We start from the raw sequence: 14,861 nt of genomic DNA on the forward strand, positions 1-14,861 counted from the left end.
GTCCGCCGGCGGCGCGGACTGCGGCGCGCGGCCGGCGGGCTTGGCCGCCGGCTTGGCGGCGGACTTCGCGGCGGACTTGCTGGCCGGCTTGGCGGCGGCGCGGGCCGTGGCTTGCTTGGCAGAAGCCGGCTCGACGGCCTTGCGGGCCGGTTTCGCGGGTTCGGACTTGGAAGCTTTGGGTTTGCTGCTCATGGGAACGTTTGAGGTCCGGATGGAATGAGGCCCACGCTTGCGCGCGGGCCGAGAGAAGGGATTAGGGCGTTCGGGGCAGAAGCGGTTGCTGGGCGACAACGGGGCCGGCGCCGTAATCGAGCGACGCCGCGGCGCGGCCGCGCGCTGGGGGGCGCGGGCCGGCGTGGGGACGGCCCCGGTCGGGGCCAGCGTCGACGAGGTGCGGTGCAGCGCGCAGGCCGTTGCCGCCGTCCTCAGGACAGGCGGTGGGCCGGGACGAGCCGAAGCGTTTCATCGTGGTTGGGAAGTCAGCGCAGGCCGGTTTCGTTGCGGGCGATGACCAGGCGCTGGATCTCGCTGGTGCCCTCGTAGATCTCGGTGATCTTGGCGTCGCGGAAATAACGCTCCAACGGCATCTCCTTGGAATAGCCCATGCCGCCGTGGATCTGCACGGCCTGGTGGGTGATCCACATCGCCGCCTCGGAGGCGGTCAGCTTGGCGATCGCCGCCTCGTTGCTGAAGCGGCCGCCGTTCTTTTCCGCCTGGCCCTTCTGCCAGGCCGCGCGCAAGGTCAGCAGCAGCGCCGCGTCGAGCTTGCACTTCATGTCGGCGATCTTGGCCTGGGTCATCTGGAAGGTGCCGATCGGCGCGCCGAAGGCCTTGCGCTCCTTGACGTACTCCAAGGTGCGCTCGTAGGCGGCGCGGGCGATGCCGATGGCCTGGCTGGCGATGCCGATGCGGCCGGCGTCGAGCACGCCCATGGCGATCTTGAAGCCGTGGCCTTCCTCGCCGAGCACGTCCTCGGCGGCGGCGACGTAGTCCTCGAACTCGATCTCGCAGGTGGCCGAGGCGCGGATGCCGAGCTTGGGCTCGGTCTTGCCGCGGTGGAAGCCGGGCTTGGTGGTGTCGATCATGAACGCGGTGATGCCGCGCGCGCCCTTGTCCGGGTCGGTCATCGCGAACAGCACGATGTACTTGGCGACCGGGCCGGAGGTGATCCAGCTCTTCTTGCCGTTGATCACGAAACTGCCGTCGGCCTGCTTGACCGCCTTGCAGCGCATGGCGGTGGCGTCGGAGCCCGACTGCGGCTCGGTCAGGGCGAAGGCGCCGATTTCGCGGCCTTCGGCGATCGCGCGCACGTACAGCTGCTTCTGGGCTTCGGTGCCGAACTTGAGGATGCCGTTGCAGAACAGCGAATTGTTGACCGAGACGATGGTCGAGTGCGCGGCGTCGCCGGCGGCGATCTCGACCATGGCCAGCACGTAGGCGACCGGGTCCATGCCGGCGCCGCCGTACTCGGCCGGCACCTCGATGCCCATCAGGCCGTTCTCGCCGAGGGTCCGGATGTTCGCCAGCGGGAATTCGCCGGTCTGGTCATGGTGCTCGGCGCTGGGAGCAATCTTCTCCTGGGCGATACGGCGCGCCACGTCCTGGATCATCAACTGCTCTTCGGTAAAGCCAAAATCCACGTCGCACCTCTGCTGGGTTTGAGCGCTGCGGCCGTTCCCCCTTTCGCGGCGCGCTCTGCGGCGCGGTCGCATCCCGGAACGACCGGCGCGTTGGTTCTGCGTCCTGGTCCGCGGCCCGTGCTGGCGGCCGCGAATGCGAATTGTAGCCGCGCGCGCCGCAGAACCCCACCCATGCGGCTGCCCCGATCTGGCGTCATCCCTGCCCCGCCGCCGCGCGCTTCAGGCGCCATTGCGCCTTGCTGCACCGCCGCACGACTTGACCTGGGCGCACGGCCGGCACACACTCATCTCTATATCGCGATACGTTGATGAAAGACGGGAATCGTTTACCGGGCCGGCGCGCGCAGCGCCCTCTCCGGCGTCCGCGTCCGCCGTAAACGCTTGCCCTTTCCTTATTCCCCATTTCCGACGCCCCCCATGGATCTCGAAGGCTGGTCCGCAAGACTCAAAGTGTTCGCCGACGCCACCCGCGTGCGGCTGCTCGCCCTGCTCGAACGCGAGGAGCTGACCGTGGCCGAACTGTCGGCGATCACCCGCCTGGCCCAGCCGCGCGTGTCCACCCACCTGTCCAAGCTCAAGGAAGCCGGGCTGGTGCGCGACCGCCGCGCCGGCGTCTCGGCCTACTACCGCTTCGACGAGGGCGCGCTCGACAACGCCCAGCGCTCGCTGTGGCAGACCCTGAGCACCGGCAGCGACGACCCGTTGCTGCGCCAGGACGCCGAGCGCGTGCCGGCGGTGCTGGCGATGCGCGCCTCCGACCAGAACTGGGCCGACTCGGTCGCCGGCGACATGGAACGCCACTATTCGCCCGGCCGCACCTGGGAAGCGCTGGCGCGCTCGGCGCTGCCGCTGCTGCAGCCCGGCGACGTGCTCGACATCGCCTCCGGCGACGGCGTGCTGGCCGAACTGCTGGCGCCGCATTCGCACCGCTACATCTGCCTGGACGCCAGCACCAAGGTGGTCGCCGCCGCGTCCGAGCGCCTGCGCAAGCTGCGCAACGTGGAAGTGCGCGAGGGCGACATGCACGCGCTGCCGTTCGAGGCCGAGACCTTCGACCTGGTGGTGCTGATGCACGCGCTGACCTACGCCGAGCAGCCGGCCCAGGCCGTGGCCGAGGCCGCGCGCGTGCTGCGCCCCGGCGGCCGGGTGCTGCTGACCAGCCTGGCCCGGCACGAGCACCGCGGCGCGGTCGAGGCCTTCGGCCACGTCAATCTCGGCTTCACCGAGAAGGACCTGCAGAAATTCGCGGCCAAGGCCGGTTTCGACATCGTCAGCTGCGAGACCGTCACCCGCGAGCGCCGTCCGCCGCATTTCGAAGTGATCGCGCTGATGGCGCGCAAGCCGCTGCCCGAGCCGGCCGCGGCGCGCAAGCCGGCCAAGAAGTGAGGACCCGCCGATGAAGCAGTTGCCCTGGCTCCACCCCGAACGCGCGCACGCGCTGCTGCGCGGCCTGGCCGCGCGCATCCTGGTCATCGACGGCGCGATGGGCACGATGATCCAGCAGCACGAACTGACCGAAGCCGACTACCGCGGCGAGCGCTTCGTCGAGGGCTACGACCGCCTGTATTCGCTGCCCCCCGGCGACCACGACGGCACCCACGTGCACGGCGAAGGCTGCGGCTGCTCGCGCGACCAGCGCGGCAACAACGACCTGCTGACCCTGACCCGGCCCGAGATCATCGCCGGCATCCACCGCGAGTACCTGCAGGCCGGCGCCGACCTGGTCGAGACCAACACCTTCAACTCGACCACGATCTCGCTGGAGGACTACGGCCTGCAGCACCTGGCGCGCGAGCTGAACCTGGAAGGCGCGCGGCTCGCCCGCGGCGTCTGCGACGAGATCGAGGCGCTCGACCCGGCGCGCCCGCGCTTCGTCATCGGCGTGCTCGGCCCGACCAGCCGCACCGCCTCGCTGAGCCCGGACGTCAACCGCCCCGGCTACCGCGCGATCAGCTTCGACCAGCTGCGCGAGGCCTACCGCGAGGCCGCCGACGGCCTGATCGACGGCGGCAGCGACGTGCTGATGGTCGAGACCATCTTCGACACCCTCAACGCCAAGGCCGCGCTGTTCGCGATCGAGGAAGCGTTCGAGGCGCGCGGCGCGCGGCTGCCGGTGATGATCTCCGGCACCATCACCGACGCCTCCGGCCGCACCCTGTCGGGCCAGACCGCCGAGGCGTTCTGGTACTCGGTGCGGCACGTGCAGCCGACCGCGGTCGGGCTGAACTGCGCGCTCGGCGCCAAGGACCTGCGCGTGCACGTCGACGTGCTGTCGCAGATCGCCGACGCCCACATCAGCACCCACCCCAACGCCGGCCTGCCCAACGCCTTCGGCGGCTACGACGAGACGCCCGAGGACATGGCCGCGGTGCTCGGCGAATTCGCCCGCGCCGGCCTGCTGAACCTGGTCGGCGGCTGCTGCGGCACCTCGCCGGCGCACATCGCCGCGATCGCCCAGGCGGTCGAGGGCGTGCCGCCGCGGCAGCCGTTGCAGTTGGTCGACGCGGCGGCGTGAGGATTTCCCTCGCTTTTCGCCGCACTCCTTCCTACCGTCATTCCCGCGAACGCGGGAATCCAGAGACTTCAGAGTCCTGTCGCGATAAAGCCCTGGGTCCCCGCCTTCGCGGGGACGACGAGCCCAAGCCGAAGCCCAATCGAAGCCACGCATGACCACCGCCCTCCCCCGCCAGACCCGCCTCAGCGGCCTCGAGCCGCTGCAGATCACCCCGGAAAGCAACTTCGTCAACGTCGGCGAGCGCACCAACGTCACCGGCAGCGCGCAGTTCAAGAAACTGATCCTGGAAGGCCGCCTCGACGAGGCGGTGGTGGTCGCGCGCCAGCAGGTCGAGAGCGGCGCCCAGGTCATCGACGTCAACATGGACGAGGGCCTGCTCGACTCGCAGAAGGCGATGGTCGAGTTCCTCAACCTGATCGCGGCCGAGCCGGACATCGCGCGGGTGCCGGTGATGGTCGACAGTTCCAAGTGGAACGTGATCGAGGCCGGGCTGCAGTGCCTGCAGGGCAAGGGCATCGTCAACTCGATCTCGATGAAGGAAGGCGAGGACGAGTTCCTGCGCCAGGCCCGGCTGGTGCGCCGCTACGGCGCGGCGGTGGTGGTGATGGCGTTCGACGAGGTCGGCCAGGCCGACACCATCGAGCGCAAGGTCGATATCTGCTCGCGCGCCTACAAGCTGCTGACCGAGCAGGTCGGCTTCCCGCCCGAGGACATCATCTTCGACCCCAACGTGTTCGCGGTCGCCACCGGCATCGAGGAACACAACGACTACGCGGTGGCCTTCATCGAGGCCACCCGCGAGATCAAGCGGCGCTTCCCGTACAGCCACATCTCCGGCGGCGTGTCGAACGTGTCGTTCTCGTTCCGCGGCAACGAGCCGGTGCGCCAGGCGATCCACGTGGTGTTCCTCTACCACGCGATCCGCGCCGGCATGGACATGGGCATCGTCAACGCCGGCGCGCTGCCGCTGTACGACGACCTCGACGCGGACCTGCGCGAGCGGGTCGAGGACGTGATCCTCAACCGCCGCAGCGACAGCACCGAACGCCTGCTCGAAATCGCCGACCGCTTCAAGGGCAAGAAGGGCGAGAAGAAGGTCGAGGACCTGCGCTGGCGCGACAAGCCGGTGCGCGAGCGCCTCAGCCACGCCCTGGTCCACGGCATCGACCAGTGGATCGAGGAGGACACCGAGGTCGCGCGCGCCGAATCCACGCGCCCGCTGGACGTGATCGAAGGCCCGCTGATGGCCGGCATGAACGTGGTCGGCGACCTGTTCGGCGCCGGCAAGATGTTCCTGCCGCAGGTGGTCAAGTCCGCCCGCGTGATGAAGAAGGCGGTCGCCTACCTGCTGCCCTACATCGAGGCCGAGAAGCTGCGCACCGGCGATGTCGGCAAGTCCAACGGCAAGATCGTCATGGCCACGGTCAAGGGCGACGTGCACGACATCGGCAAGAACATCGTCGGCGTGGTCCTGGCCTGCAACAACTTCGAGGTGGTCGACCTGGGGGTGATGGTGCCGGCGCAGACCATCCTGGACCGGGCGAAGGCCGAGAACGCCGACCTGATCGGCCTGTCCGGCCTGATCACGCCCTCGCTGGAGGAGATGAGCCACGTCGCCCGCGAAATGCAGCGCCAGGGCTTCACCATGCCGCTGCTGATCGGCGGCGCCACCACCTCGCGCGCGCACACCGCGCTGAAGATCGACCCGCACTACAAGGCGCCGACGATCTGGGTCAAGGACGCCTCGCGCGCGGTCGGCGTGGCCCAGTCGCTGATCTCGATCGAGCTGCGCGAGCCGTTCGTCGCCGCCAACGCCTCCGACTACGCCGAGATCCGCCAGCGCCACCGCAACCGCGGCGACGGCAAGCGCCTGGTCTCGCTGGAGAAGGCCCGCGGCCAGCGCTTCGACGGCGGCTGGGCCGAGTACGCGCCGCCGACGCCGAACGCGCCGGGCGTGTATGCGTTCGACGACTATCCGCTGGAGGAACTGGTCGACTACATCGACTGGACGCCGTTCTTCAACACCTGGGAACTGGCCGGGCGCTACCCGGCGATCCTCACCGACGAGATCGTCGGCGCGCAGGCCACCGAGTTGTACCGCGACGCCCGCGCGATGCTGAAGCAAATCGTCGCGCAGAAGTGGATCCGGGCCAAGGCGGTGTTCGGGCTGTGGCCGGCCAACGCGGTCGGCGACGATGTCGAGGTCGACCTGGGCATCGCCCTGGATGCGGCGCCGCTGCCCGTGGCCGGCGCCGCCGGCGTGCAGCCGCGCCGCGTCGCCAACGGCGCGGACGGCGCGATGCGCCTGCACTTCCTGCGCCAGCAGGCCGACAAGCCCGCCGACCGCCCCGACTTCTGCCTGGCCGACTTCATCGCGCCCAGGGACAGCGGCCGCCAGGACTGGATCGGCGGCTTCGCGGTCACCGCGGGCCTGGGCATCGAGCCGCACGTGGCGCGCTTCGAGGCCGACCACGACGACTACAACGCGATCATGCTCAAGGCCCTGGCCGACCGCTTCGCCGAGGCGCTGGCCGAGCGCCTGCACCAGCGCGTGCGCAAGGAGTTCTGGGGCTACGCCGGCGACGAGACGCTCGACAACGATTCGCTGATCGACGAGGGCTATCGCGGCATCCGCCCCGCCCCGGGCTACCCGGCCTGCCCCGAGCACAGCGAGAAGCGCAGCCTGTTCGCGATGCTCGACGCCAGCGTCCACACCGGCCTGGAGCTGACCGAGAGCTTCGCCATGTACCCGGCGGCGGCGGTCTCGGGCTATTACTTCAGCCACCCCGACAGCCAGTATTTCGTGGTCGGGCGGGTGTCCAAGGAGCAGGTCGACGACTACGCCCGGCGCAAGGGCGTCGACCGGGCCCAGGCCGAACGCTGGCTGGCGTCGAATCTGGATTACGATCCCGAGTGAGCGGCGCCGCCCCGGCGCCGTGCGGCCGGCGTCCCCGGCCGCGCACCCCGGAATGCCACGGATGAGCGAAATCCTGTTGCCCGAAGACGTTGCCGACGAGGAGTCCCGCGACCCGCGCGGCAACCAGGCCTTCATCGAGAAACACGCCGCGCCCGGCCGCATCGGCCTGTGCGGCGGCCGCGACTTCATCAACAAGCTGATCCGCAAGGCGCAGTCGCCGCTGACCGACGACGGCCACCGCAGCCTGTGGTCGCACGCCTTCGTCTTCAGCGAACGGCGCGTGGACGGGCATTGGTGGGTGATCGAGTCCGATCTGGACCTGCGCTACCGGCAGATCCGCCTGGGCGTGCAGGAGAACCGCGTCGCGCGTTACTACGACGCCGAGGCCTTCCCCAACATCGCCGTGCTCGACTTCGGCCTGAGCCCGGAGCAGGTCCTGCAGGTGCAGCGCGCCGGCCTGGACCTGCTGGCCGGCCTGTCGAGCTATTCGCTCAGCGAACTGCTCGGCACCATGATGGCGATGCACAGCCGCCGCCTGCGCAAGCGCGGCAACCTGCTGGCCAAGGACGGCGCGCTGTTCTGCTCGGCGCTGGTGCAGCACTGCTACCTCGCCGCCGGCATCGAGTTCCTGCCGGGCGTGCCCGGCAAGAACATCGCCCCGCACGACATCGACGAATCGCCGCTGCCGCACGCGACCCACCGGATCCTGCGCGACCTGGGCGTGTCGAGCGTGCGCGAGATCGGCCATTCGCTGCGCGAACGGCTCGGCACCGCGTTCGACTGAGCCGCCGCGCGGCGGCGCGAACCTCCCCCTGCGTATCGCACAACCGCGCCCGCGTCGCCGTACGGCGCGCGGATGCGGCCCCGCAGCGACGCTCATCGACGCGCAGGCCGCGGCCGCGGCCTGCGCGAATGTCGATGCGACCGCGCCCAACCGCCGCAGCCGCAGCGGCGGGCGCCCGCCGCCGGCGCATCGAGCCCGGCGGCGCAACCGGCCTTACGGCTGCGGCAACTGCTCGACGTTGTAGCGCGCCACCGAACAGCTGGCGAAGCCCGACGGCTGGACGTTGATGAACACGTTCTCCACGCAGGTCGCATCGACCGCGCCGACGAGGCCTTCGCCGATCGGCTGGCGCGACATGATGGTGTTGTGCACCACCCGCGCCCGCGGCGAGTTCATGAACTGGATCATGCGGTGGCCGGTCTCGAAGTCGAGGAACTGGTTACCGGTGAGCTGCGCGTCGGGCGACTCGCCCAGTTCCAGGCCGCCGCGGCCGCGGTAGCCGGCGACGACGTTGTTGGCGATCACCGCGCCCGGCAGGCCGTGCACGCGCAGCGCCGGGCCCCAGTTCGCCGGCTGGCCGCTGTCGTAGCCGATCACCCGGTTGCCGACGATGCGGACCGGCTCGGCCGGCGGCCCGGGCGGGCCCTGGAACGGATTGCCGTGGACGATGATCGGCGTGTCCTGGGCGCGCAGCACGGTGTTGTTGAGCAGTTGCGCGCCGCTCGCCACATCGGCCTGGATGCCGTTGGCGAAGCCGTCGACGCGGCAGTTGCGCACCACCACCTTGCCGCCGCCGCGCACCATGATGCCGACGCCGCCGCCGGGACCGCCGCCAATGGAGAGGTTGGTCAGGGTGCGGGTGCGGCAGTCGAGTTCGATGTCGGGGCCGTTGATCTCGATCGGCAGGCTGCGGTTGCCGCTCAGGCAGTACTTGCCGGGCGCGGAGATGCCGACCTGGGTCGCCGGCAGGATGGTGTCGCAGGCCAGCGCGTTGGCGCTGAGCAGCAAACCGGCCAGGGCCAGGCCGGTCTTGGAAGTCAATCGCATGCAGTAATCGTCCTTGTCTTGGGAGTGGGTCCGACGCGACAGCGGCGGCGCGGCCATCGCCGCGTCGCCGCCGCGTGGGCAGTGTGGCGGCCGCGCATCTCAGCGATGGCGACCGCCGGGGCTCAGTCGTTGCTGATCTGGTGGAGGTTGTGGCGCCGCACCGAACACGGTTCGAAGCCCGCGTCGACGACGTTGACGAACACGTTCTCGATGCAGGTCGCATCGCTCGCGCCGGCCAGGCCCTTGGCGTTGACGCCGCGGCGCAGCATCACCGTGTTGTGGACCAGCCGCGCGCGCGGCGACTCGCGCATGTCCACGGCGATGCCGCCGCCTTCGTTCAGATCGAGCAGCTGGTTGCCGGTCAACTGCGCGTCCGCGGCGCGATTGAGATGGATCGCGGCATAGCCGCGGAAGCCGGCCACGAGGTTGTTGGTCAGCACCGGCTTGGGCGAATGGTTGATATCGATGGCGCGTTCGGCGCCGGTCTGCGCCTGGTAGTAGAAGATCCGGTTGCCGGTCAGGCGCAGGCCGCCGCCTTCGGGCCGATCGGGGCCGCGCGCCGAGATCGCCTGGCCGTTGGCGACGATGGTGTTGTTGAGCAATTGCGCGTCGCTGTAGTCCTCGACCGACATCGCCAGATTCCAGCCGACCAGGCGGCAGTTGCGCACTACCGCGCGGCTGCCGCCGCGCAGGTGCACGCCCTCGTTGGCCCAGGGCTCGTCCTGGCGATGAGTCAGGCTGCGGCCGCGGCAGTCCAGCTCGACGTCGCTGGCGTTGATGCGGATGGGGTTTTCGCGATTGGCGGCGAGGCAGTACGTGCCGGGCGCGTCGATGTCGCGCTGCTCGGGCGGCAGCACGGTGTCGCAAGCGAGCACGGGCGCGGCGAACAGGCAGGCGGCCGCGGCGAACGCGGCCAGGGGCAGTAAGCGCATAAAGTCCTTGTAGTGGTTGCAGTCCATGGGAAGCGCGCCGGCGCGATTCGCCGGACGCGCGCCGAGTATGCGCAGGCGCGGATCGCACCCTCGGCGACGAGGCGAAATCGGCCGGTGTTTATTTGTATTGCGTGCGCTTCGTCGTCGCACTGTCCGTTGCGCGGGCGCGGCGCCGAGCGCACGCGCGAACCCGCGCCGGCGATGCCGCCCGCGTGCGTGGGTGGCGCGCCGCCACCGCCCCGCATCGGCGCCGCGCCAGCGCCGTCGCCGCAGCGCGCGCCGCTCCCGCGCACGCCGCCGTCGAACCGCTACCGCCCGACTGTACGCAATGGTATGTTTCGGCCACCCACCGCCCTGCGGGCCCCCGCGCCGCCATGTCCGACCTGCTGCTGTTCTCCCACGCCAACGGCTTCCCGGCCCCGGTCTACCGGGTGATGCTGGAGCAGCTGTCGGCGCGCTACCGGATCGTGCGGCCCGAGCGGATCGGCCACGACCCGCGCTATCCGGTGACCCTGGACTGGCCGCACCTGGTCGAGGAACTGGCCGAGCGCGCCCAGGCCGCCGCCGGCGATGCCGGGCGGATCTTCCTGGTCGGCCATTCGCTCGGCGGCTACCTGAGCCTGCTGGCCTCGCACCGGCTCGCCGGCAGCGCCCTGGCCGCGCGCCTGGCCGGGGTGGTGATGCTGGACTCGCCGCTGATCGCCGGCTGGCGCGCGCGGCTGGTGCAGCTGGGCCGGCGCACCGGGCTGGACAACCTGGTCATGCCGACCCGCGCCACCCTGCAGCGCCGCCGCCACTGGCCCGACCGCGCCGCGGTGCGCGCGCACTTCCTGGCCAAGCCGACGTTCGCGCGCTGGGACCAGCGCGTGCTCAACGACTACGTCGAGCACGGCACCCGCGCCGCCGACGACGGCGCGCGCGAGTTGGCGTTCGAGCGCGAGATCGAATACCGCATCTATCGCAGCCTGCCGACCACCTCGCTGAGCGGGCTGGCGCCGAAGCTGCGGGTGCCGGTGGGTTTCCTCGCCGGCACCCGCTCGCGCGAGCTGCGCAACGCCGGCGAGGCGGCGACGCGGCGGCTGGTCGGCAAGCGCTGGGCCTGGGTCGAAGGCAGCCACCTGTTCCCGATGGAGCGGCCGCAGGAGACCGCGGCGGCGATCGAGGCGATGCTGGCGCGGATCGCGCCGGCGGCGGCCGACGCGGTGCCGCTGCGCCCTACCGGCAGCTGATTCGCGCGGGTTCGCTCCGCTGTAGGAGCGGCGCAAGCCGCGACCGCGAAACGACGGCTACGGCGCGACCGACGTCGTAGTTGCATTGGCGCGGTCGCGGCTTGCGCCGCTCCTACAAGGGAAACACGGCCGCGTCGCTCGGTGCGGCCGCCCTCGCGCAAAACGAAGGCCGCGACTCGCGTCGCGGCCTTCGTCGAAACTGCGTTCGCGGACCGCGCGGGCGCCCTGCCCGCGCGAACCTCACCAGACCAGGTCGTCCGGCACCTGGTACATCGGGTCCGCGTACGGATCGTCTTGCGCCGGCGCGTTCGGATCGACCTTCAGCGCCACCGCCGGCGGGAAGATCGCCTCGGCCTGGGCCAGCATCGCCGCCGTCACCAGCAGATAGCGGCCTTCCTGCTGCAGCACGCCCAACTCGCCGGCATTGAGCTGCTTGAGCTGGTCGGCGGTCACGTAGACGCGCTTGATCTTGCCGCCGTACGGGAAATGGCGGGCGATGTCGGCGTCGGCGACGTTGAGCGCCTGGTCCTTGAGCAGTTCGGCCAGCCGCGCCCGCGCTTCGCGGCGCAGGCGCGCTTCTTCCTGCTTGGCCTGCTCGGCGGCGATGCGCTCGTCCTTCTCGCGCTGGGCGCGGATCGCGTAGGCCTTGGCCAGGTCGATGTCCTCGCGCGTGGCCGCGCGCCCGCCCTGGCCGGGACGGCCGCCGCGGCCGCGCTCGCCCGGCTTGGCGCCCGGACGGGCGGCGCCGGCTTCGCCGGGCTTGCCGCCGGGGCGGCCCTGGCCGGGCCGCGCGCCGCTGCGCTCGTGCGCGCCGGGCTTGGGCCCGCCGGGGCGGCCGTCGCCGCGGGCGGCGCCGTCGGCGCGCGCTGGCGGCTTGCCGCCGTGGGGCTTGCCGCCGGCGCCGGGCTTGCCGCCGCGGCGGTCCTCGCCCTTGCGTTCGTGGCGTTCGGGCTTGGGCGCGGGCTTGAAACCCAGGCCCAGCAATTGGTCGCGCAGGCTATCGCTCATTGCAGATTCGTCAGTAGTGCGGCGGCGGCGGTTCGCTGCTGGCGTCGCCGGTCAGGGGGCTCGCGGCGAACGCCGCGCGCAGGTGCTTGATCTCTTCGAGCGCGCGGTGCAGCAGCAGCGCGTTGCGCGTTTCCTCGCTGCGCGCGGCGGCGAGCGCGTCGCTGAGTTCGGTCAACGCGTGCTCCTGGAACGCCAGGCGCGTTTCCAGGTCGACCAGGCGCTGTTGGATGTCTTGGCTCACGGCGGCGGCTCAGGCGTCGATGCGGATCGAACGGCCGCGGCCGATGCCGTAATAGGCCAGGTCCGCGGCCTCGACCTCGTCGGGATGGTACAGGTTGCGTCCGTCGAAGATCACCGCGTCGGCCAGGGCCTGGCGCACGCGCACGAAGTCCGGGCTGCGGAACTGCTTCCACTCGGTCACCACCACCAGCGCATCGGCGTCGGCCAGCGCGGCGCGCGCCGAGTCGCACAGCACCAGGTCCTCGCGCTCGCCGAAGATGCGCAGCGCTTCCTCGCTGGCCTCCGGGTCGTAGGCGCGGACCCTGGCCCCGGCCTCCCACAGCTGCGCCAGCAGGCGCCGGCTGGAGGCCTCGCGCATGTCGTCGGTGTTGGGCTTGAACGCCAGGCCCCAGACCGCGAAGGTCTTGCCGCGCACATCAGAGCCGTAATGGCGCTGGATCAGCTCGAACAGATGGCCCTTCTGGCTGTCGTTGACCGACTCCACCGCATCGAGCAGGCGCGCGCCGTAGCCGTGCTGCTGGGCGGTGCGCGCCAGCGCCTGCACGTCCTTGGGGAAGCACGAGCCGCCGTAGCCGGCGCCGGGATAGATGAAGTGCCAGCCGATGCGCGGGTCCGAGCCGATGCCCTGGCGGACCATCTCGATGTCGGCGCCGACTTTCTCGGCGATGTTGGCGATCTCGTTCATGAAACTGATCTTGGTCGCCAGCATCGCGTTGGCCGCGTACTTGGTCAGCTCGGCCGAGCGCACGTCCATCACCACGATGCGCTCGTGGTTGCGGTTGAACGGCGCGTACAGGCGCTTGAGCTTCTCCACCGCGAGCGGGTTGGCCGCGCCGATGACGATGCGGTCCGGGCGCATGCAGTCGTTGACCGCGTCGCCCTCTTTCAGGAATTCGGGATTGGAGGCGACGTCGAACGCCACCTGCGCGCCGCGCGCGGCCAGTTCGGCGGCGATGCTCGCCTGGACCTTGTCGGCGGTGCCGACCGGCACGGTCGACTTGTTGACCACGATCACCGGGCGCTCGATGTGGCGGCCGATGGTCTGCGCCACCGCCAGCACGTACTTGAGGTCGGCGCTGCCGTCCTCGTCGGGCGGCGTGCCGACGGCGATGAAGATCAGGTCGCCGTGGGCGATCGCGCCGGCGGCGTCGGTGGTGAAATGCAGGCGGCCGGCGGCGTGGTTGGCCTTGACCATCGGCTCCAGGCCCGGCTCGTAGATCGGGATCGCGCCGCGGTTGAGGCCCTCGACCTTGGCCTGGTCGATGTCGACGCAGACCACGTCGTGACCGACGTCGGCCAGGCAGGTGCCGGTGACCAGGCCCACATAGCCGGTGCCGAAGATGGTGACGCGCATTGCTGTGTTCCTTGGGTGGAGCGGAATCGGTGGAGACGCGGGCCGCCGTCGGGCGCGGCGGCGCCGGTTGCCGCAAGGGTATGGGGACGCGGGACGCGCTGCAAAAGCCGTCGCCGCGCCGCCCTGGGCGTCGCGTCCCGGCGGGCGACCCCGCCGGGAACGCATACGCGGCGGGCGGCGCCGGCGCGCGGATCGCGCGCCGAGGCCGCCAGCGGTCCGGTCAGTGCTTGCCCGGACCGGCGCCCATGGCCGCCGGATCGGCGCCGCCGGCGCCCGGGCCGGCCGCGTCGGGCTTGACGATGTCGAGCAGTTCCACGTCGAACACCAGGGTCGCGTTCGGGCCGATCGGGCCGCCCGGGGTGCCCTGCTCGCCGTAGCCGAGCTTGGACGGGATCCACAGCTTGAACTTGCTGCCGACCGGCATCAGCGCGATGCCTTCCTGCCAGCCCGGCACCACCGCGCCGAGCGGGAACACCGCCGGCTCGTTGCGATCGTAGGAGCTGTCGAAGGTCTTGCCGTCCAGGGTGGTGCCCTTGTAGTGCACGCGCACCGTGTCGGAGGCCTTGGGCTTGGCGCCCTTGCCCTCGCTGACGATCTGGTACTGCAGGCCCGAGGCGGTGGTCACCACGCCGGCCTTCTTGCCGTTGGTGGCGAGGAACTTCTCGCCGTCTTCCTGGTTCTTCTTGGCCGTCGCCATCATCTTCTCGACCTGCTTGTTGCGCACGGTCTCCTGCAGGCGCTGGCGGATCTGCATCGCTTCCTCGTCGGTCAGCGCGACCTTCTCGCCCTTCATGCTGGCCTGCATCGCCTTCTGCAGCACGGCCAGGTCGATGTCGTCCTTGAGCAGCTCCAGCGAGCGGCCCATGTCCATGCCGATCAGGTAGCTGTTCTGCTCCTTCTCGGACTTCATGCCGCCCAGGACCTTGACGTCCTTGGAGGCGTCGGCGGCCTTGTCGCCGCCCTTGGCGTCGGCCGCGGCCTTGTCGCCGGCCGGCTTGCCGGCCTGGTCGCAGCCCGCGGCGAACAGCGCCGTCGAGGCCACGGCGATCGCCAGGGCGGTATTGCGCATGAAAGGCTTCATCAAACTGCACTCCTGAAAAGACGGGAAGACCGGAAGGTGGATGGCCGGCCGGACACGCTGCCCGGCGTCGGCTGAACGTTGCGTCACGCGCCGCGCGCGAGCGCGCGGCGCGCG

At 70.8% G+C, this 14,861-nt stretch carries 10 protein-coding genes and 2 pseudogenes; 5 read left to right on the forward strand and 7 right to left on the reverse strand.

The window, feature by feature from the left end; translation table 11 throughout:
* Positions 1-479: 479 nt before the first annotated feature.
* Complete coding sequence (locus BLV01_RS00455) at positions 480-1,640, reverse strand: acyl-CoA dehydrogenase family protein (RefSeq protein ID WP_091793069.1); 1,161 nt, start codon at positions 1,638-1,640, stop codon at positions 480-482.
* A gap of 417 nt (positions 1,641-2,057) precedes the next feature.
* Here BLV01_RS00455 and BLV01_RS00460 point away from each other — a divergent pair.
* The 4 genes and pseudogenes from BLV01_RS00460 to BLV01_RS00475 all read left to right on the forward strand — a co-directional run.
* A pseudogene (locus tag BLV01_RS00460) lies at positions 2,058-2,984 on the forward strand (metalloregulator ArsR/SmtB family transcription factor); the annotation flags it as partial.
* Between the two features lie 52 nt (positions 2,985-3,036).
* Positions 3,037-4,155, forward strand: coding sequence for a homocysteine S-methyltransferase family protein (locus BLV01_RS00465; RefSeq protein ID WP_091793073.1), 1,119 nt, complete (start codon positions 3,037-3,039; stop codon positions 4,153-4,155).
* Between the two features lie 133 nt (positions 4,156-4,288).
* Positions 4,289-7,072: pseudogene (gene metH, locus BLV01_RS00470) on the forward strand (methionine synthase); the annotation flags it as partial.
* 61 nt (positions 7,073-7,133) lie between these two features.
* Positions 7,134-7,856 carry a hypothetical protein gene (locus tag BLV01_RS00475; RefSeq protein ID WP_091793077.1) on the forward strand — a complete coding sequence of 241 codons (723 nt, stop codon included), beginning with the start codon at positions 7,134-7,136 and terminating at the stop codon, positions 7,854-7,856.
* Positions 7,857-8,069: 213 nt separating this feature from the next.
* Here BLV01_RS00475 and BLV01_RS00480 read toward each other — a convergent pair whose 3' ends face one another.
* Both BLV01_RS00480 and BLV01_RS00485 read right to left on the reverse strand, forming a co-directional pair.
* Positions 8,070-8,903 carry a right-handed parallel beta-helix repeat-containing protein gene (locus BLV01_RS00480; RefSeq protein WP_139178351.1) on the reverse strand — a complete coding sequence of 278 codons (834 nt, stop codon included), beginning with the start codon at positions 8,901-8,903 and terminating at the stop codon, positions 8,070-8,072.
* 122 nt (positions 8,904-9,025) lie between these two features.
* Positions 9,026-9,835, reverse strand: a complete 810-nt coding sequence (locus BLV01_RS00485) for a NosD domain-containing protein (RefSeq protein ID WP_139178353.1) — start codon at positions 9,833-9,835, stop codon at positions 9,026-9,028.
* Between the two features lie 374 nt (positions 9,836-10,209).
* On the opposite strand from BLV01_RS00485, the gene BLV01_RS00490 reads away from it, so the two are divergent.
* Positions 10,210-11,064: an alpha/beta fold hydrolase gene (locus BLV01_RS00490; RefSeq protein WP_091793083.1), complete on the forward strand. Its 855-nt coding sequence runs from the start codon at positions 10,210-10,212 to the stop codon at positions 11,062-11,064.
* Between the two features lie 240 nt (positions 11,065-11,304).
* Here the strand turns inward: BLV01_RS00490 and BLV01_RS00495 are convergent, their stop codons facing one another.
* From BLV01_RS00495 to BLV01_RS00510, 4 genes are all read right to left on the reverse strand, one after another.
* On the reverse strand, positions 11,305-12,072 hold the full coding sequence (locus tag BLV01_RS00495) for a DUF2058 family protein (RefSeq protein ID WP_091793085.1): 768 nt from the start codon (positions 12,070-12,072) through the stop codon (positions 11,305-11,307).
* Between the two features lie 10 nt (positions 12,073-12,082).
* On the reverse strand, positions 12,083-12,313 hold the full coding sequence (locus tag BLV01_RS00500) for a SlyX family protein (RefSeq protein ID WP_091793087.1): 231 nt from the start codon (positions 12,311-12,313) through the stop codon (positions 12,083-12,085).
* 9 nt (positions 12,314-12,322) lie between these two features.
* Positions 12,323-13,666 (reverse strand): UDP-glucose dehydrogenase family protein, encoded by a 1,344-nt coding sequence (locus BLV01_RS00505; protein WP_091793089.1) that lies wholly within the window; start codon positions 13,664-13,666, stop codon positions 12,323-12,325.
* A gap of 220 nt (positions 13,667-13,886) precedes the next feature.
* A complete protein-coding gene (locus BLV01_RS00510; RefSeq protein ID WP_254782463.1) occupies positions 13,887-14,735 on the reverse strand; it encodes an FKBP-type peptidyl-prolyl cis-trans isomerase in 849 nt (282 codons plus the stop codon).
* Positions 14,736-14,861: the final 126 nt, after the last annotated feature.

Source organism: Lysobacter sp. yr284, assembly GCF_900107375.1.
Lineage (GTDB): Bacteria > Pseudomonadota > Gammaproteobacteria > Xanthomonadales > Xanthomonadaceae > Lysobacter.